The sequence below is a fragment of the Xanthobacter wiegelii genome (genome assembly GCF_043193855.2).
Lineage (GTDB): Bacteria > Pseudomonadota > Alphaproteobacteria > Rhizobiales > Xanthobacteraceae > Xanthobacter > Xanthobacter flavus_A.
The window spans coordinates 5,062,685-5,080,218 of record NZ_CM195529.1 but is presented as its reverse complement, the minus strand read 5'-3'; the positions used below and the strand labels follow the sequence as shown (position 1 = coordinate 5,080,218).

General features: G+C 69.0%; 18 protein-coding genes. 17 read left to right on the top strand and 1 reads right to left on the bottom strand.

Annotated elements, in window-relative coordinates:
• The first annotated feature begins 84 nt into the window (after positions 1-84).
• The 17 genes from V5F63_RS23740 (at position 85) to V5F63_RS23660 (ending at position 15,358) form a co-directional block, all read left to right on the top strand.
• Positions 85-1,191 (top strand): hydrogenase small subunit, encoded by a 1,107-nt coding sequence (locus V5F63_RS23740; protein ID WP_209486466.1) that lies wholly within the window; start codon positions 85-87, stop codon positions 1,189-1,191.
• Positions 1,188-3,002 (top strand): nickel-dependent hydrogenase large subunit, encoded by a 1,815-nt coding sequence (locus V5F63_RS23735; RefSeq protein ID WP_394102940.1) that lies wholly within the window; start codon positions 1,188-1,190, stop codon positions 3,000-3,002. The genes V5F63_RS23740 and V5F63_RS23735 overlap by 4 nt, the downstream gene beginning before the upstream one ends.
• 12 nt (positions 3,003-3,014) lie before the next feature.
• Positions 3,015-3,767, top strand: a complete 753-nt coding sequence (gene cybH / locus V5F63_RS23730) for a Ni/Fe-hydrogenase, b-type cytochrome subunit (RefSeq protein ID WP_394102941.1) — start codon at positions 3,015-3,017, stop codon at positions 3,765-3,767.
• 374 nt (positions 3,768-4,141) lie between these two features.
• A complete protein-coding gene (locus V5F63_RS23725) occupies positions 4,142-4,768 on the top strand; it encodes a HyaD/HybD family hydrogenase maturation endopeptidase (RefSeq protein ID WP_394102942.1) in 627 nt (208 codons plus the stop codon).
• A gap of 4 nt (positions 4,769-4,772) precedes the next feature.
• Positions 4,773-5,105, top strand: a complete 333-nt coding sequence (locus V5F63_RS23720) for a HypC/HybG/HupF family hydrogenase formation chaperone (RefSeq protein ID WP_394102943.1) — start codon at positions 4,773-4,775, stop codon at positions 5,103-5,105.
• A complete protein-coding gene (locus tag V5F63_RS23715; RefSeq protein WP_209486456.1) occupies positions 5,105-5,509 on the top strand; it encodes a thioredoxin domain-containing protein in 405 nt (134 codons plus the stop codon). Before V5F63_RS23720 ends, V5F63_RS23715 begins: the two co-directional genes overlap by 1 nt.
• Positions 5,510-5,521: 12 nt before the next feature.
• Positions 5,522-6,376 (top strand): hydrogenase expression/formation protein, encoded by an 855-nt coding sequence (locus V5F63_RS23710; RefSeq protein WP_394102944.1) that lies wholly within the window; start codon positions 5,522-5,524, stop codon positions 6,374-6,376.
• 8 nt (positions 6,377-6,384) lie between these two features.
• Positions 6,385-7,263 (top strand): [NiFe]-hydrogenase assembly chaperone HybE, encoded by an 879-nt coding sequence (locus V5F63_RS23705; RefSeq protein WP_394102945.1) that lies wholly within the window; start codon positions 6,385-6,387, stop codon positions 7,261-7,263.
• Entirely contained in the window at positions 7,260-8,234 is a 975-nt protein-coding gene (locus V5F63_RS23700) for a hypothetical protein (RefSeq protein ID WP_394102946.1), read from the top strand. The genes V5F63_RS23705 and V5F63_RS23700 overlap by 4 nt, the downstream gene beginning before the upstream one ends.
• Positions 8,227-8,568, top strand: a complete 342-nt coding sequence (gene hypA, locus V5F63_RS23695) for a hydrogenase maturation nickel metallochaperone HypA (protein WP_209486447.1) — start codon at positions 8,227-8,229, stop codon at positions 8,566-8,568. The genes V5F63_RS23700 and hypA overlap by 8 nt, the downstream gene beginning before the upstream one ends.
• Entirely contained in the window at positions 8,568-9,566 is a 999-nt protein-coding gene (gene hypB, locus V5F63_RS23690; RefSeq protein ID WP_394102947.1) for a hydrogenase nickel incorporation protein HypB, read from the top strand. Before hypA ends, hypB begins: the two co-directional genes overlap by 1 nt.
• Positions 9,563-11,041: a sigma-54-dependent transcriptional regulator gene (locus V5F63_RS23685; RefSeq protein ID WP_394102948.1), complete on the top strand. Its 1,479-nt coding sequence runs from the start codon at positions 9,563-9,565 to the stop codon at positions 11,039-11,041. Before hypB ends, V5F63_RS23685 begins: the two co-directional genes overlap by 4 nt.
• Before the next feature lie 28 nt (positions 11,042-11,069).
• The gene (locus V5F63_RS23680; RefSeq protein WP_209486436.1) at positions 11,070-11,369 is read left to right on the top strand and encodes a HypC/HybG/HupF family hydrogenase formation chaperone; all 300 of its coding nucleotides are present in this window, start codon (positions 11,070-11,072) and stop codon (positions 11,367-11,369) included.
• A 10-nt stretch (positions 11,370-11,379) separates the two neighbouring features.
• Positions 11,380-12,504 (top strand): hydrogenase formation protein HypD, encoded by a 1,125-nt coding sequence (gene hypD, locus V5F63_RS23675; protein WP_394102949.1) that lies wholly within the window; start codon positions 11,380-11,382, stop codon positions 12,502-12,504.
• Between the two features lie 53 nt (positions 12,505-12,557).
• Positions 12,558-13,583 carry a hydrogenase expression/formation protein HypE gene (gene hypE, locus V5F63_RS23670; RefSeq protein WP_394102960.1) on the top strand — a complete coding sequence of 342 codons (1,026 nt, stop codon included), beginning with the start codon at positions 12,558-12,560 and terminating at the stop codon, positions 13,581-13,583.
• 37 nt (positions 13,584-13,620) lie between these two features.
• The gene (locus tag V5F63_RS23665; protein ID WP_394102950.1) at positions 13,621-14,220 is read left to right on the top strand and encodes a HupE/UreJ family protein; all 600 of its coding nucleotides are present in this window, start codon (positions 13,621-13,623) and stop codon (positions 14,218-14,220) included.
• A gap of 157 nt (positions 14,221-14,377) precedes the next feature.
• Positions 14,378-15,358 (top strand): phosphotransferase enzyme family protein, encoded by a 981-nt coding sequence (locus V5F63_RS23660; RefSeq protein WP_394102951.1) that lies wholly within the window; start codon positions 14,378-14,380, stop codon positions 15,356-15,358.
• A gap of 34 nt (positions 15,359-15,392) precedes the next feature.
• Here V5F63_RS23660 and ilvD read toward each other — a convergent pair whose 3' ends face one another.
• On the bottom strand, positions 15,393-17,246 hold the full coding sequence (ilvD, locus tag V5F63_RS23655) for a dihydroxy-acid dehydratase (RefSeq protein ID WP_394102952.1): 1,854 nt from the start codon (positions 17,244-17,246) through the stop codon (positions 15,393-15,395).
• Positions 17,247-17,534 lie beyond the last annotated feature (288 nt).

Here is a 17,534-nt window from a genome sequence, read left to right as displayed (position 1 = left end):
TGGCACACGCCTTGCTGAAACGGTTCCAATCCCCCGGCCTCGACGCCGGAGGGGAGGACAAGTCAGCCAAGGGGGGACGCCTTTATGGCCCTCGAGACGTTCTATGAGGTCATGCGGCGGCAGGGCATCACCCGCCGTTCGTTCCTGAAATACTGCTCGCTCACGGCGGCGGCGCTCGGCCTCGGGCCGGAGTTCGCGCCGCAGATCGCCATGGCCATGGAGACCAAGCCGCGCACCCCGGTGCTGTGGCTGCATGGGCTGGAATGCACCTGTTGCTCGGAGAGCTTCATCCGCTCGGCGCATCCTCTGGTGAAGGATGTGGTGCTGTCGATGATCTCGCTCGACTATGACGACACCCTCATGGCCTCCGCCGGCCATCAGGCGGAAGCGATCCTCGACGAGGTGATGACCAAGTACAAGGGCAACTACATCCTCGCGGTGGAGGGCAACCCGCCGCTGAACGAGGATGGCATGTATTGCATCATCGGCGGCAAGCCCTTCGTGGACCAATTGAAGAAGGTGGCGAAGGACGCGAAGGCCATCATCTCCTGGGGCTCCTGCGCCTCCTATGGCTGCGTGCAGGCCGCGCGCCCCAACCCCACCCGCGCGACGCCCGTGCACGAGGTGATCTTCGACAAGCCCATAATCAAGGTGCCGGGTTGCCCGCCCATCGCCGAGGTGATGACCGGCGTCATCACCTACATGCTCACCTTCGACCAGCTCCCCGCCCTCGACCGCCAGGGCCGGCCGCTGATGTTCTATTCCCAGCGCATCCACGACAAATGCTATCGCCGGCCGCATTTCGACGCCGGCCAGTATGTGGAGAGCTTCGACGACGAGGGCGCGCGCAAGGGCTATTGCCTCTACAAGGTGGGCTGCAAGGGCCCCACCACCTACAACGCCTGCTCCACCGTGCGCTGGAACGACGGCGTGTCCTTCCCCATCCAGGCCGGCCACGGCTGCATCGGCTGCTCGGAAGACGGCTTCTGGGACAAGGGCTCGTGGTATGCGCGCCTCGCCGACCTCAAGGGCTCCGGCTTCGGCATTGAGGCCAATGCCGACCAGGTGGGCCTCGTCGCCGCCGGCGCGGTGGGCGCGGGCGTCGCGGTCCATGCGGCGGTCAGCGCGCTGAAGCGCGCCCAGCACAAGAATACCGACGGCGCGACCAAGACCGAGGGAGGCGAGAAGTGACCATCCAGACGCCGAACGGCTTTTCCCTCGACACCTCCGGCAAGCGCATCGTCGTCGATCCGGTCACCCGCATCGAAGGCCACATGCGCTGCGAAGTGAATGTGGATTCCAACAACATCATCCGCAACGCGGTCTCCACCGGCACCATGTGGCGCGGGCTGGAAGTGATCCTCAAGGGCCGCGACCCGCGCGACGCCTGGGCCTTCGTGGAACGCATCTGCGGCGTGTGCACCGGCTGCCACGCGCTGACCTCGGTGCGCGCGGTGGAGGATGCGCTCCAGATCAAGATCCCCAACAACGCCTTCCTGATCCGCGAGATCATGGCCAAGGTGCTGCAGTGGCACGACCACGTCGTCCACTTCTACCATTTGCACGCGCTGGACTGGGTGAACCCGGTGAATGCGCTCAAGGCGGACCCGAAGGCGACTTCGGTGCTGCAGCAGTCCATCTCGTCCCATTCCAAGTCCTCGCCGGGCTATTTCCGCGACGTGCAGAACCGGCTGAAGAAGTTCGTGGAGAGTGGACAGCTCGGCATCTTCAAGAACGGCTATTGGGACAACCCGGCCTATCTGCTGCCCCCCGAGGCGGACCTCTTGGCGGTGACGCACTATCTGGAAGCCCTCGACTTCCAGCGCGAGATCGTGAAGGTCCACACCATCTTCGGCGGCAAGAACCCGCATCCGAACTATCTGGTGGGCGGCGTGCCCTGCGCCATCAACATGAACGGCGACATGGCCGCCGGCGCCCCGCTCAACATGGAGCGGCTGAACTTCGTGAAGCTGAAGCTTCAGGAGGCCTTCGAATTCTCGCAGAACGTCTATGTGCCTGACGTGATCGCCATCGCCTCCTTCTACAAGGGCTGGCTCTATGGCGGCGGCCTCTCCGGCCAGAACGTCATGGACTATGGCGACTATGAAGCCATCCAGGGCCAGAAGAAGACCGACCGTCTGCCCGGCGGCGTCATCCTCAACGGCAACTGGAACGAGGTCCACCCTATCGACCCGCGCGACCCGGCGCAGGTGCAGGAATTCGTCGCGCACTCCTGGTACACCTACGGCGAGGGCAACAACGACAAGGGCCTGCACCCGTGGGACGGCGTGACCGACCCGCAGTACAAGCTCGGCCCCAATGCCAAGGGCACCCGCACCGACATCCAGGAGATCGACGAGAACGCCAAGTATTCCTGGATCAAGGCGCCGCGCTGGAAGGGCAATGCGGTGGAGGTGGGCCCGCTCGCCCGCTACATCCTCGCCTATGCCCAGGGCGTCGATTACGTGAAGGGGCAGGTGGACGAGGCGCTCGGCACCTTCAACACCCTCGCCGGCACCAACCTCACGGCCAAGCAGGCGCTGCCCACCACCATCGGCCGCACCCTCGCCCGTGCGCTGGAGGCGCATTACTGCGCCAAGATGATGCTGGACGATTTCGACCACCTCATCGCCAACATCAAGGCCGGCGACACCTCCACCGCCAACATGGAGAAGTGGGACCCCGCCACCTGGCCGAAGGAAGCCAAGGGCGTCGGCACCGTGGCGGCGCCGCGCGGCGGCCTCGGCCACTGGATCAAGATCAAGGATGGGCGGATCGAGAACTACCAGTGCGTCGTGCCCACCACCTGGAACGGCGGGCCGCGCGATCCCAAGGGCAATATCGGCGCATTCGAGGCCTCCCTCATGAACACGCCCATGCAGCGCCCCGAGGAGCCGGTGGAGATCCTGCGGACCCTCCACTCCTTCGACCCGTGCCTCGCCTGCTCCACCCACGTCATGTCCGACGACGGGGCTGAGCTGGCGCGCGTCACCGTGCGCTGAGGGGAGGTGGCCATGACGGATACCTCTCTCTCCGGCGCCGCTCCTCCGGCGGCGGCCCCCACCCCGGTCGCTCAGGCGATCGCCGGTGGAAAGAAGCTGACCACCGTCTATGTCTATGAGGCGCCGGTGCGCCTGTGGCACTGGGTGAATGCGCTGTGCATCCTGGTGCTGTGCGTCACCGGCTACTTCATCGGCGCGCCTTTCCCGACGCTCTCGGGTGAGGCGAGTTCCCATTACCTCATGGGCACCATCCGCTTCGTGCACTTCTCGGCGGGCTACATCCTCGCCGTGGGGTTCCTGGGGCGGATCATCTGGGCCTTCTTCGGCAACAAGTATTCCCGGGAGCTGTTCACCTTCCCGTTCTGGCGGGCGAGCTTCTGGAAGGGCTTCTTCACCGAGGTGCAGTGGTATGCGTTTCTCAAGCCGCGGCCGCTGAAGTTCGTGGGGCACAATCCGCTGGCGCAGGTGTTCCTGTTCTTCGTGATGGTGCTGGGCCTCGCCTTCATGATCCTCACCGGCTTCGCCCTCTATTCGGAAGGCACCGGGCTCGGCTCGTGGCAGGATCGGCTGTTCGGTTGGGTGATCCCGCTCCTGGGCGGGTCCATGCAGGTGCACACGCTGCATCACCTCGGCATGTGGGTGATCATCGTGTTCATCATCATCCACGTCTATTCGGTGATCCGCGAGGACATCATGTCCCGCCAATCGATGGTCTCCGCCATCACCAACGGCCACCGCACCTTCCGGGACGACGATCCGGAGTGAGCGGCGCGGCGCGACGGAACACGAGAGAAGGGCGCGGCTTCGGCCGCGCCCTTTTCGTTTCTGCGCAATGGTGCGGCGCATTCCAATTGGCGCTGCAGGTGCTAACGATCGTCGCAGGGCGCGGATGGCGCGCCCCGTGAAAAGCCTTTCCGGATCCCGGAAAGCGGAATCATTGTTTCCATTTTTGGCGCAAACTGATCAAATACATTGCAAATTGAGCTCACGATCCGGCCCTCGCAGATCCACGCGTCTTGATCCGAATCAAGCCCTTGGCCGGCTTCACGCCGCCTTGGCACGGTCCTTGATTTAGACGAACTCGAAATCAGACGGCGGCAGACCGTCGTGGGAGGCCATCGCAGGGAGGGCAGCGTCGCATGGACGGCGAACGGATTTGCGCGCGCATTCTGGTGCTCGGCATCGGCAACATCTTGTGGGCCGACGAGGGCTTCGGCGTGCGGGTTCTGGAAACCCTGGATCGCGCCTTCACCTTCCCCGAGCCTGTGACGCTGCTCGATGGCGGCACGCAGGGCCTCTATCTGCTCCCCTATCTCGAAGAAGCCGAAGGCGTCGTCATCGTGGACGCGGTGGATTTCGGCTCGCCGCCGGGCACCGTCCACATCCGCGCCGACGCCGACGTGCCCGCCGTGCTCGCCGCCCGCAAGGTGAGCCTGCACCAGACCGGCTTTCAGGAAATCCTCGGCCTCCTCGCCTTGCGCGGCCACACCCCCGGCCGCATCGTGCTCGTGGGCGTGCAACCCGAGGTGCTGGACGATTACGGCGGCGGCCTCACCGCCACCGTCGCGGCGCAGATCGAGCCTGCCGCGCGCAAGGTGCTGGCCATCCTGAAGGACGAATTCGGCATCGTGCCGGAGCCCCGCGCGGGGGAGGGATCTCTCGTCACCGCCGCCGTCGCCCGCGACCCCTATGAGACCGAGCGCCCGAGCGCCGAGGAGGCCTGCCGCATCGGCGATGCCCGCGTCCTCGTGCGGCAGGAGGGCTGAGTTCATGTGCCTCGGCCTGCCCATGCGTATCGAGAGCCTTGAGGGCCCCTACGCGCTCTGCTCGGCCGAGGGGCGGGAGGAGCGGGTGGACCTTTCCCTCGTGCCGGAGGCCGGGGAGGGCGATCACGTCCTCGTCTTCCAGGGCGCCGCCCGCCGCCTGCTGGAAGCAGAGGAGGCGCGCCTCATCACGGAAGCGCTCTCCGGCGTCGCCGCCATCATGGCGGGGGAGGCCGACACCGCCCTGATTGACCGCGCCTTCGCCGATCTCGTGGACCGCGAACCGGTCCTGCCGCCCCATCTCGCCGCGGCCTATGCCGCCGGCCGAAAGGAAGCCTGATGCCCCCGCTCGCCGCTCCCGATCTCCACCCCCTCGTGCGCCGCCTCAGCGAGGCCGGCGCCTGGCCCTCCGTCGAAACGCTGGAAGATGCCGCCCGCCTCGATGCCCGCGACCATTTCCTGTTCCTGCCCTCCCACGGCAAGGCGCATCTGGAGAGCCCGGACATCGCCGTGGTGCTGCCCGAGCTGGTGAAGGCGCTGGGCGGGCCGCAGGCCATCGGCATCGCCCTCGCCGGCCCCAAGGCGGAAACCGCCCTGCGCGATGCCATGAGCCTCGCGCTCCCCGCCATCGTGGTGCTGCGCGCCGGCCAGCCGGTCGGCGCCATCGCCCGCATGCGGGACTGGGACGAATATCTCGACAAGCTCCGCGCCCTGCTCGCCGCCCCCTCCGCCGCCACCCACTGAAGGCTGCCCCGAATGTCTTCGTCCCCCTTCGCCACACAGCCCCCCATCGGCTTCGGCCCCGGCAGCCAGTCCACCGCCGAGGACGAGGGCCTCGCCTATCTCCCGATGCCGTCCGGCATGCGCACCTTCGAGGCGCCTTTCATCGAGGTGGAGGACAAGGACCGCTACGCCCCCGCCTTTGCCGTGCTGGAAGAGGTGATCGCCGCGCTGGAAGGCTGGCAGCCGGGCGAGAGCCGCATCATCGACCTCGCCCATCTCGACGCCGCCAACGTGGCTCTGGTGGACGAGGCCATGGGCGAGGGCGAGGTGGCGGTGAAGGTGGAAGGACGCGGCGATGTCCGCGCCATGGAGATCCAGGAAGCGACCTTCGCCGGCGTGTGGCGCCTGCGCGGCGCGGCGGGCACCGACCGCATCGAGATCGGCGCCTTCCCGCGCGGCGCTGTGGTGCGGGCATTCGGCGGTGGCGCGGGCATCGACCTTTCCGGCCTCGATGCGCCCGCGCCCGGCATCTTCAACGCGCCCGCATTGCTGGTGGAGATCGACGACCGCGCCCGCAACCGCCAGCCGGGAGATCCGGCGCACGTCATCAACCTCTCCCTCCTGCCGCATACGCCGGAAGACCTCGCCATGTTGGACGCGCGTCTTGGCCCCGGCGCGACGACCGTGCTGTCGCGCGGCTACGGCAATTGCCGCATCGACGCCACGGGCACGCGGCACGTCTGGCGGGTGCGCTTCTACAATTCGCAGGACATGCTCATCCTCGACACCATCGAGGTGAGCGAGGTGCCGGAAGTCGCCTGCGCCGCCCGCGAGGACATCGCCGATTCCGCCGAGCGCCTCGTCGAGGTGCTGGCGGCCATGCGGTGAGGTCGAAAATGTCCCAACACAGCTTCTTCGACGGCTCCTATCTCGGCGATCGCGCGCGGCTCGCCCCCACCGCGCGGCTGGAATGCAAGGTCTGCTGGCACGTCTACGACCCCGCCGAGGGGTGCGAGGCGTGGCAGATTCCCCCCGGCACACCGTTCAACGCGCTGCCCGATCACTGGCGTTGCCCCGTCTGCGACGGTGCCCGTGACGCCTTCATGGTGCTCGACGGCGGCACGCCCGATCTTCCGGCGGTGATGCGCGTCGCCCCCATAGATCCGGCGCTGGAGCGCCAGCTCGCCGAGGCGCCCGGCCTGTTCGAGGCGGTGTTCCGCGAGATCCATGCGGCCAAGATGAAGGGCGTGCCCTTCGTCAATGGCTCGCTCGGGGTGAAGGCGGTGGGCTTCCGCATCCATGGCGGAAGGGTGATTGGCGTGCTGGTGACGCCCTGGTTCATGAACATCGTGCTTTTGCCCAATGCGACCGACGACTGGACGCAGCTGCGCACCGGCGAGCGTGAATTCATCGATTTTCCCTCGGGCACCTATGAATTCCTCGCCGCCAACCGGCCGGAGACCGGGCCCTACAAGGCCTGCTCCCTCTTCTCCCCCATGTTCGACTTCTCCTCCATGCTGCAGGCGGTGGAGACGGCCGAGGCGGTGATGCCCGGCCTGCTCGATGCCGCCAACCGGGAGGACGGCACCCGCTCCGGCGAAATCCGCCGCCGGGCAGAGGCGGAAGAGGCCGCGCGCGCGGCGGCCGAGGCGGCGGCACTCGCCCCCGAGGCGGAAACGGCCCCCCGCCGCGAGACGCCGGCGGAACTCTCCCGCCGCTCGCTCCTCCTCGGCCCGCGCGCCAGCGCGGACGATATCCGGGACGGCGCGGCATGAACTTTCCCGTCCCCCCGCCCCGCGCCCTCCGCAGCCTCACCCTCACGCCCGACGGGCGCGCGGGCGGCTGGCGCGTGGCGCGGGAGGAGGGGCCGGACCCCGCCGTGGCCCTCATCGGCCGTACGCCGGAGGAGGCGGCGCGGCTCGCCCCCCTCGTCTTCAACCTGTGCGGAGCGGCCCACGCCTTCGCCGCCCGCTCCGCGCTGGGCCTGCCCGCCGCCGCCGATGCCGAGACGATGGCGCGCGAGACGGTGCGCGACCATGCGCTCGCGTTACTCCACACCGTGCCCGTGGCCCTCGGCATGGCGCCCGACCGCGCCGCCCTCGGCCTTCTCGCCCGGCCGGACGGCGCCGCCTTCCATGCCGCTCTGGTGGGGGACGCCAGCGATGTTTCCGCCTTCTCCCCGTCCGAGCTGGAGGCGTGGCTCACGGAGGCGCCCACCCCCACCGCCCGCGCCTTCGCCCGCATCCGCGAGGCCGATCCGGCGGAAGGGCGCGCCCATCTGCCGGAGCTGAGCGCGGACGTGCTCGCCGCCACCCTCGCGCGGCCGCCCGCCGCCATCGGCTCCCACCGCGAGACCGGCGCCCTTGGTCGCGTCGCCACGACGCCGCTGATGGCCGCGCTGCTCAAATCCGAGGGGCCGAGCCTGTTCGTGCGTCTCCTCGCCCGGCTGGTGGATGGCCTCGCCCATCTCGCACCGCGCCCGTCGCCGCCGCTTCCGCCGGGCATCGCGCCCGCCGCGCGCGGGCTGCTGGGGCATCGGGCGGAGGTGGAGGGCGGACGCGTCACCGCCTATCGCATCCTCTCCCCCAGCGCCTGGAACCTCGCCCCCGGCGGGCTCATGGAGCGGGCGTTCGCCGCCCTCTCGCCCGGCTGGCGGACGCGGTGGCTTGCGCCGCTGCTCGTTTGCGCCATCAATCCCTGCGTGCCCGTCACCCTCTCCTTCGCCACGGAGCCCGCCTATGCATGAGATGGCCGTGTGCGAGAGCCTGCTCTCGGCGATGGAGGAGGCGGCGAAGGCGCAGAATTTCTCGCGCGTCACCCGCGTGCGCCTCGCCATCGGCCGCTTCGCCGGCATCGAGGTGGAGGCGCTGCGCTTCGGCTTCGACGTGGTGACGAAGGGATCGCTGGCGGACGGCGCCGAGCTGGTGGTTCTGGAGGAGGAGGGCACCGCCTGGTGCTTCGACTGCTCCGACACCGTGCCGCTCAATCACCGCCTCGCCCCCTGCCCGAAGTGCGGCGGAGAACGGCTGGTGCCCAATGGCGGCACCGAGATGAAGATCAAAGACCTGGAGGTGATGTGATGTGCACGGTCTGCGGCTGCAGCGGCGACGGCGCCACCATTTCCGAGGCCCACGGCCATTCCCATTCCCATTCCCACGACAACGCCCATGGTCACGACCATCCGCACACCCACACCCATGCGGACGGCACCACCCACAGCCATGCGCACGGGCACGAGCACGGCCACGATCACCATCACCATCACCACCACGACGATCACGCCCACGCGCCCGACGCCGGCACGCTGGACTACGGCACCGGCCCCGCCCGCGCCCATGCGCCGGGGCTGACGCAGGCGCGCATGGTGGAGATCGAAACCTCCATCCTCGCCAAGAACGATGATTATGCCGGCCGCAACCGCGCCCGCCTCGATGGCGCGGGCGTGCTGGCGCTGAACCTCCTCTCCGGCCCCGGCGCCGGCAAGACGACGCTTCTCGTGGAGACGCTGAAGGCGCTCGCCGCCCGCATCCCCTGCGCCGTCATCGAGGGCGACCAGCAGACCGACAATGACGCCGCCCGCATCCGCGCGGTGGGCACCCCGGCGGTGCAGATCAACACCGGCAAGGGCTGCCACCTCGACGCCCACATGGTCGGTCATGCGCTGGAAAAGCTGCCCCTCCCGCCCGGCGGCGTGCTGTTCATCGAGAATGTGGGCAACCTCGTCTGCCCCGCCGCCTTCGACCTTGGCGAGACGAAGCGCGTCACGCTGATCTCGGTGGCCGAGGGCGAGGACAAGCCGCTCAAATATCCCGACATCTTCGAGGGCGCCGACCTCGTGCTCATCACCAAGGCGGACCTTGCGCCTTATGTGGATGCGGACATGGCGCGGCTTGAGGCCAACATCCGCCGCATCAACCCGAAGGCGGACATCCTCACCACGTCCTCGCGCGGCGAAATTGGCCTGTCCCGCTGGATCGCGTGGCTCGAAGCCGCCCGCACCGCCCGCCTCAACGACCTTGCGAGCGCCCGCGAGGCGGAAGCTTCGGCCCTGCGTGCGGCGGCGGGAGGCGCGCGATGAACCGGCGCCCGGCCATTCTCGTGGTGGATGACGAGCCGCGCTCGGTGGAGGTCATCGCCCGCGTGCTGGACGAGGAGTTCGACGTCTTCACCGCTCTCAATGCGGAGGAGGCGCGGCGCATCCTCGAAAACGAGTGGATCCAGGTGATCTTCTGCGAACAGCGCATGCCGCAGACCTCCGGCGTCGCGCTGCTCACCGAGGTGCGCGAGCGCTGGCCGGATATCCTGCGCATCATCGTCACCGGCTACACCGAGCCGGAGGACATGATCGGCGCCATCAACGACGCCGGCATCTACCAGTTCATCCCCAAGCCCTGGCACCCGGACCAGCTGCTGCTCGCCGCGCGCAACGCCGCCCACCTGTTCCAGCTCCAGCGCGACCACGAGCGGCTCAATCTGGAGATGAAGCTGACCGCCTCCAATGCCGAGGCACGCCTCGGCGCGCTGGAAGCGCGGGTGAAGCAGAATTTCCACTTCGACACGCTCGTACGCGCCCCCGGCAGCCCGCTCTCGCAGCTCTGCACCCGCGCCGCGCAGGTGGCGACCTTCGACGTGCCCGTGCTGATCCATGGCGAGACGGGCACCGGCAAGGAGCTGCTGGCCCGCGCCATCCATTATTCCAGCCTGCGCTCGGACCGCCCCTTCTTCGCGGTGAATTGCGGGGCGATCCCGGACGAACTGCTGGAATCCGAGCTGTTCGGCCACAAGAAGGGCTCCTTCACCGGCGCCCATGTGACCCGCATCGGCCTCCTCGACCAGGCGGACGGCGGCACCATCTTCCTCGACGAGATCGGCGATGTTTCCCCCGCCTTCCAGGTGAAGCTGCTGCGCTTCCTGCAGGAGGGCGAGATCCGCCCCGTGGGCTCCAACGAGGCGAAGCGGGTCAATGTCCGCGTGCTCGCCGCCACCCACCGCGACCTCAAGGGCGAGGTGGCCCGCGCCCGCTTCCGCGAAGACCTCTATTATCGCCTCTCGGCCATGGTGCTGACGCTGCCCGCTTTGCGCGAGCGGCGGGCGGACATTCCGGTGCTGGCCCAGAGCGTGCTCGATGCGCTCTCCAGCCAGCACGGCAAGCGCGTGCGCGGCTTCAGCGACGAGACGCTCGCCTGCATGTCCGCCTACGACTGGCCGGGCAATGTGCGCGAATTGCAGAACGAGGTGACACGCATGCTGGTGCTCGCCGAGCGCGACACCCTCTCCGCCGATCTCCTCTCCCCCCACGTGGTGCGCGCCGCCGCCGCCGAGACGCGGGCGCCGGAGACGCTGGCCAATTCCTCCATTTCCTTGCCCGACAGCGGACCCCTGAAGGACCGCATCGAGCGGATGGAAGCCACCATCCTCACCGAGACGCTGGTGCGCTGCCGCTGGAACAAGAGCCGCGCGGCGGAGGAGCTCGGCCTCTCCCGCGTCGGCCTGCGCGCCAAGCTCGACCGCTACGGCATCGCCCGTGGTGGGGCGTTTGGCCAATCGCACTGAGCAACGGTGCACTAAGGAGGAATAAGCCATGTGCCTCGGCATTCCCGGACAGATCGTCGCCGTCGCGGACGCGGAGGCCATGTTGTGCGTGGTGGATGTGTCCGGCGTCCGCCGCACCGTGGACGTGGTGTGCGTGGCCGAGCCCGGCGCGCCGCTGGAGGATCTCGTGGGCGCCTGGGTACTGGTGCATGTGGGCTTCGCCATGAGCAGGATCGACGAGGAGGAGGCCGCCGCCACCCTCAAGGTGCTCACCGAGATCGGCGAGGCGGCGGCCGAGATGGAAGCTCTCACCCAAGGCAGCGTCGAGCTGCTCTCCACCCCGCGCTGAGGAGGCGGACATGCGCTTTGTCGACGAATTCCGCGATCCCGCCCTCGCGAGCGCGCTGGTGAAGGAGATCGGCGCCATCGCCGCCCGCCTGGAGCGGGGGCGGGACCGGCCCTTCGCCATCATGGAGGTGTGCGGCGGGCACACCCACGCCATCTTCCGCTATGGCCTCGAAGGCCTGCTGCCGGACCTCGTGGAATTCGTCCACGGCCCCGGCTGCCCCGTCTGCGTGCTGCCCATGGGGCGGGTGGATGATTGCGTCGCCATCGCCGAGCGCCCGGAGGTGATCTTCGCCACCTTCGGCGACGCCATGCGGGTGCCCGGCTCGAAGAAGAGCCTGCTTCAGGCCAAGGCGGACGGCGCCGACGTGCGCATGGTCTATTCGCCGCTGGATGCGCTCGCTCTCGCGAAGCGCAATCCGGGGCGGGAGGTGGTGTTCTTCGGCCTCGGCTTCGAGACCACCATGCCCTCCACGGCGCTGACCGTGCAGCGGGCGGCGCGGGAGGGCGTCACCAACTTCTCGCTCTTCTGCAATCACATCACCATCATCCCCACGCTGCGCGCGCTGCTGGAGCAGCCCGACCTCGGCATCGACGGCTTCATCGGGCCGGGGCACGTCTCCATGGTCATCGGCACGTCGCCCTACCGCTTCATCGCGGAAGAGTTCGGCCGGCCGCTGGTGGTGTCGGGCTTCGAGCCCATCGACCTGCTGCAATCCCTGCTCATGGTGCTGCGGCAGATCGAGGCCGGCCGCGCTGGAATCGAGAACCAGTATGCCCGCGTCGTGCCCGAGCACGGCAATCCGGCGGCGCTGCGGGCCGTGCAGGAGGTGTATGAGCCGCGCGAGACGTTCGAGTGGCGCGGCCTCGGCTCCATCGCCGGCTCGGGCGTGCGGCTGACGGCGCCCTATGCGGCCTTCGATGCGGAAAAGCGCTTCTCCGTGCCGGACATCAAGGTGGCCGATCCCGCCCAGTGCCGCTGCGGCGAGGTGCTCACCGGCGCCGCAAAGCCGTGGGCCTGCCCCGAGTTCGGCAAGGGCTGCACGCCCGAGACGCCGCTCGGCGCGCTGATGGTGTCGTCCGAAGGTTCTTGCGCGGCTTACTATCAATATGGCGGTATACGGGGAGAGGCCGCATGAACATCTCGACCGCCATTCCCGTCTCAACTCCCGCCGCAGCGCGCCGGCGGCCGATGACGCAGAAGATCGTGACGCTCGCCCATGGCGGCGGTGGCAGCGCCATGCGCGATCTCATCGACGACGTGTTCCTCTCCGCCTTCTCGGGCGCGGGCCGCGCCGCGCCGGAGGATCAGGCCCGCTTCGACCTCGCCGCCCTGATGGCGCGGGGCGACCGGCTCGCCTTCACCACCGACGGCTTCGTGGTGGATCCTTTGTTCTTCCCCGGCGGCGACATCGGCAAGCTCGCGGTGTGCGGCACGGTGAACGATCTCGCGGTGGGCGGGGCGACGCCGGTGGCGCTCTCCTGTGCCATCATCATCGAGGAGGGGCTGGAGGTGGATACGCTGCGCCGCGTGGTCCATTCCATGGCCGAGACGGCGCACGCGGCGGGCGTGGACATCGCCACCGGCGACACCAAGGTCGTGGCGCGCGGGGCCTGCGACAAGCTCTTCATCACCACCACCGGCATCGGCGTCATCCGCGCCGGCCTCGACGTGGGCGTGACCAAGGCGCGGCCCGGCGACCGGGTGATCGTCAACGGCCTCCTCGGCGACCACGGCGCCGCCATCCTCAACGCGCGCGGCGACCTCGCCCTCGACACCGCCATCGCCAGCGACTGCGCGCCATTGAACGGCCTGATCGACACGCTGATCGCCGCCGCCCCCGGCCTGCGCATGATGCGCGACGCCACGCGGGGCGGCATCGCGGCGGTGGTGAACGAGCTGGCCGAGGCGAGCCGGGTCGGCGTGCGCCTCGACGAACTGAGCCTGCCCATGCGGCCGGAGGTGATGGGCTTCTGCGAGATCCTGGGCCTTGATCCGCTCTATCTCGCCAACGAGGGCAAGATCCTCGCCGTGGTGCCCGCCGGGGAGACGGAGGCGGCGCTGGCCGCGCTCCGCGCCCATCCGCTGGGCCGCGAGGCGGCGGTGATCGGCGAGGTCACGTCCGAGCGGCCCGGACGGGTCGTCATGAGAACGCGCTTCGGGGGCGAGCGCATCGTCGACATGCTGGTCGGCGATCAACTGCCCCGCATCTGCTGACCCTTTTTGCGAACCTTCAAACACCGGGGAGACCTTCATGCACCGCACGATCCGCACGGCCGCCGCCGCCGCCGCCCTCACGCTCCTGCCGCAGCTCGCCTTCGCCCATACGGGCGCGGGGGCCGTGCACGGCTTCAGCCACGGCTTCGCCCATCCGCTGGGGGGCCTCGACCACCTGCTCGCCATGGTCACGGTGGGCATCTTCGCCTGGCAGCTGGGCGGGCGCGCCGTGTGGGCGGTGCCGGCCACCTTCGTCGGCCTGATGGCGGTGGGCGGCGCGCTCGGCGTCTCGGGCATAGACGTGCCGTTCGTGGAGCTGGGCATCGCCCTGTCGGTGACCGTGCTCGGCGGCGTGGTGGCGTTCGGCCTCAAGGCGCCGCTGGCGGCGGCCATGGCCATGGTCGGCTTCTTCGCCATCTTCCACGGCCATGCCCATGGCGTGGAAATGCCGGCGGATGCCTCGGGCCTCGCCTATGGCCTCGGCTTCATGGTCGCCACCGCTGGCCTGCACCTCGCCGGCATCGGCCTCGGCATGGCCATCGGCCGCTTCGGCGAGCTGCATGGCGAGAAGTTCGTGCGCGGCGCGGGCGCAGCGGTGGCGGTGGCCGGCGTCGGCATCATGGCCGGGCTCGTCTGAGCGCAAAGCCCGCGCGGCGCCTGAGCGAAGGCAACGCAGAAAAAGCCTGCGCGGCGCCTGAGCGAAACCAATCGGCGCCGGTCGCAGGCCGGCGCCGATGGTACGGGCCTCATCCCATGCTATAGCGCCCGTCCGACACGCGTGAGGGGCCGGACGGGTGCTGTACGACGAAGCGTATCTCGCGCGGACCGAACAGATGGTCCGCGCCCATCTGCCGGACTGGGGCCTGCCGCCGGATGCGGCGCTCCAGCTCCTCTCCATCTCCGAGAACGCCACCTTCCGCGCCACCGCCGGCGCGCACGACATGGTGGTCCGCGTCTATCGCCCCGGATATCACGCGGCGGCGGAAATCCGCTCGGAGCTGGCCTGGATCGAAGCGCTGCGCGCCGACGCCGTGGTGCCGACCCCCGCCATCATTCCCACACGCGACGGCCGCCTCCTCAATGAGGTGAGCGCGGACGGCGCCCCGCGCCGTCTGGCCGCCTTCGCCTTCGTCCCGGGCATCGAGCCGCAGGAGGGCGCGGACCTCGCCCACTGGTTCGCCCGCCTCGGCGGCTTCCATGCGCGCCTCCACGCCCATGCGAAGGGCTGGCGGCGGCCGGAGGGCTTCACCCGCAAGGTGTGGGATTTTGACAGCATGCTGGGCGAGCGTCCCCTCTGGGGCGATTTCCGCGCCGCGCTCGGCCTCGATGCGCCCGGCCGCGTTCTGCTGGAGCGCACCGCGCTCGCCCTGAAGGACCGCCTCGCCCCGCTGACGGCGCCGGAGAGCTTCGGCCTCATCCACGCCGACCTGCGCCTCGCCAATCTCCTGGCGGACGGGGACAGCCTGACGCTGATCGATTTCGACGATTGCGGCGTGTCGTGGTTTCTCTACGACTTCGCCTCGGCGGTGTCCTTCATGGAGCATTCGCCGCTGGTGCCGGCGCTGAAGGAAGCGTGGGCGGAGGGCTACCGCGCCCGCGCGCCTTTGCCGGCGGATGCCGATGCGCAGCTCGACGTGTTCGTGATGCTGCGCCGGATGCTGCTCACCGCCTGGGTCGCCTCCCACGCCGAGACGCCCACCGCGCAGGCCATGGGCCCGGCCTATACGGCCGGGACGCTGGCTTTGGCCGAGGATTTCCTCACCCGGCGGGGATGACGCGGCCGCTTCAGCCGCGCCCCCCGACAGACGCTCAGCGCCGCAGCGCCTTCACGTCGCGCACCGCGCCGCGCGCGGCGGAGGTGGTCAGCGCGGCATAGGCCTGCAGCGCCTGCGAGACGACGCGCTTGCGGTTTTCCGGCTTCCAGGCGGCATCGCCCTTGGCTTCCATCACCGCGCGGCGCTCGGCCAGCACTTCGTCCGACACCGCCACGCGGATGATGCGGTTCGGGATGTCGATCTCGATGGTGTCGCCCTCTTCCACGAGGCCGATGGCGCCGCCTTCGGCCGCTTCCGGCGAGCAATGGCCGATGGACAGGCCCGAGGAGCCGCCCGAGAAGCGCCCGTCGGTGACCAGCGCGCACGCCTTCCCGAGGCCTTTCGACTTCAGATAGGAGGTCGGATACAGCATCTCCTGCATGCCCGGCCCGCCGCGCGGCCCCTCATAGCGGATCAGCACCACGTCGCCCGGCTGAATGCGCCCGGTGGAGAGGATGGCCTCCACCGCCGCGTCCTGGCTCTCGAAGATGCGGGCCTTGCCGGTGAACTTCAGGATGGAGGCGTCCACGCCCGCCGTCTTCACGATGCAGCCGTCGAGCGCGATGTTGCCGTAGAGCACGGCGAGGCCGCCGTCCTTGGAATAAGCGTGCTCCACATTGCGGATGACGCCCGCCTCGCGGTCGAGGTCGAGATCCTCCCAGCGGCGGGACTGGCTGAACGCCACCTGCGTCGGCACGCCGCCGGGGGCGGCGCGGAAGAAGGTGGCGACGCTCTCGCTCTTGGTGCGGACCACGTCCCAGCGCTCCAGCGCGTCGGCCATGGTCGGCGCGTGCACGGTGGGCAGATCGGTGTGGATGAGGCCGCCGCGATCCAGCTCGCCGAGGATGGCCATGATGCCGCCGGCGCGGTGCACGTCCTCCATGTGGATGTTGGCGACGGCGGGCGCGACCTTGCACAGCACCGGGACGCGCCGGGAGAGGCGGTCGATGTCGGCCATGGTGAAGGGCACCTCGCCCTCGTTGGCGGCGGCGAGCAGGTGCAGCACCGTGTTGGTGGAGCCGCCCATGGAGATGTCCAGCGTCATGGCGTTCTCGAACGCCTTGAACGAGGCGACCGCGCGCGGCAGCACGCTGGTGTCGTCCTGCTCATAATAGCGGCGGGCGAGGTCCACGATGAGGTGGCCGGCCTCCACGAACAGCCGCTCGCGGTCGGCATGGGTGGCGAGCACCGAGCCGTTGCCCGGCAGCGCGAGGCCCAGCGCCTCGGTGAGGCAGTTCATGGAATTGGCGGTGAACATGCCGGAGCACGAGCCGCAGGTGGGGCAGGCGGACCGCTCCATCACCGTCACGTCGGCGTCCGACACCTTGTCGTCGGCGGCGGCGATCATGGCGTCGATGAGGTCCACCTTCTTCTCGCCGGTGGAGAGCAGCACCTTGCCGGCCTCCATGGGGCCGCCCGAGACGAACACGGCCGGAATGTTGAGGCGCATGGCGGCCATCAGCATGCCGGGGGTGATCTTGTCGCAATTGGAGATGCAGACCATGGCATCCGCGCAGTGCGCGTTGACCATGTATTCCACGCTGTCGGCGATGATCTCGCGCGACGGGAGCGAATAGAGCATCCCGTCGTGGCCCATGGCGATGCCGTCATCCACCGCGATGGTGTTGAACTCCTTGGCGACGCCGCCCGCCTTCTCGATCTCGCGGGCCACCAGTTGGCCGAGGTCCTTCAGGTGCACATGGCCGGGCACGAACTGGGTGAAGGAGTTCACCACCGCGATGATCGGCTTGCCGAAATCGCCGTCCTTCATGCCGGTGGCGCGCCACAGGCCGCGGGCGCCGGCCATGTTGCGACCGTGGGTGGACGTGCGGGAGCGGTATTGGGGCATATCCTCGCGGGCCTCGTTCTTGCGGCGCGCCGGTTTCCTCAGCGCGTCTCGTGGTCGTATCGGGCTCCGCGTCGGCGAGCTGTGGCCGCCTGCGTCCGGAGCTTTCGCGCCGTCTTAGAGCGGCGGAGCCTCCGGGGAAAGCCCTTTCCCTAGAGCGCGATCCGATCAAGTTGGAACAACTTGATCGGCAAATCGCCCTCTACATTTTAGAAAGAGAACGCGTGATCCGATCTGATTGCGAGGCAATCAGATCGGCGCGTGCTCTTAAGACACTAGCATGGAGAAGGG

Excerpts from the sequence above, each read along its gene's own strand:
- V5F63_RS23725 (WP_394102942.1), top strand. The coding sequence starts at position 4,142 with ATGGACGGCGAACGGATTTGCGCGCGCATTCTGGTGCTCGGCATCGGC.
- V5F63_RS23720 (WP_394102943.1), top strand. The coding sequence starts at position 4,773 with ATGTGCCTCGGCCTGCCCATGCGTATCGAGAGCCTTGAGGGCCCCTAC.
- hypE (WP_394102960.1), top strand. The coding sequence starts at position 12,558 with ATGACGCAGAAGATCGTGACGCTCGCCCATGGCGGCGGTGGCAGCGCC.
- hypB (WP_394102947.1), top strand. The coding sequence starts at position 8,568 with ATGTGCACGGTCTGCGGCTGCAGCGGCGACGGCGCCACCATTTCCGAG.
- hypA (WP_209486447.1), top strand. The coding sequence starts at position 8,227 with ATGCATGAGATGGCCGTGTGCGAGAGCCTGCTCTCGGCGATGGAGGAG.
- V5F63_RS23685 (WP_394102948.1), top strand. The coding sequence starts at position 9,563 with ATGAACCGGCGCCCGGCCATTCTCGTGGTGGATGACGAGCCGCGCTCG.
- V5F63_RS23710 (WP_394102944.1), top strand. The coding sequence starts at position 5,522 with ATGTCTTCGTCCCCCTTCGCCACACAGCCCCCCATCGGCTTCGGCCCC.
- V5F63_RS23665 (WP_394102950.1), top strand. The coding sequence starts at position 13,621 with ATGCACCGCACGATCCGCACGGCCGCCGCCGCCGCCGCCCTCACGCTC.
- V5F63_RS23705 (WP_394102945.1), top strand. The coding sequence starts at position 6,385 with ATGTCCCAACACAGCTTCTTCGACGGCTCCTATCTCGGCGATCGCGCG.
- cybH (WP_394102941.1), top strand. The coding sequence starts at position 3,015 with ATGACGGATACCTCTCTCTCCGGCGCCGCTCCTCCGGCGGCGGCCCCC.
- V5F63_RS23700 (WP_394102946.1), top strand. The coding sequence starts at position 7,260 with ATGAACTTTCCCGTCCCCCCGCCCCGCGCCCTCCGCAGCCTCACCCTC.
- V5F63_RS23740 (WP_209486466.1), top strand. The coding sequence starts at position 85 with ATGGCCCTCGAGACGTTCTATGAGGTCATGCGGCGGCAGGGCATCACC.
- ilvD (WP_394102952.1), bottom strand. The coding sequence starts at position 17,246 with ATGCCCCAATACCGCTCCCGCACGTCCACCCACGGTCGCAACATGGCC.
- hypD (WP_394102949.1), top strand. The coding sequence starts at position 11,380 with ATGCGCTTTGTCGACGAATTCCGCGATCCCGCCCTCGCGAGCGCGCTG.
- V5F63_RS23715 (WP_209486456.1), top strand. The coding sequence starts at position 5,105 with ATGCCCCCGCTCGCCGCTCCCGATCTCCACCCCCTCGTGCGCCGCCTC.
- V5F63_RS23680 (WP_209486436.1), top strand. The coding sequence starts at position 11,070 with ATGTGCCTCGGCATTCCCGGACAGATCGTCGCCGTCGCGGACGCGGAG.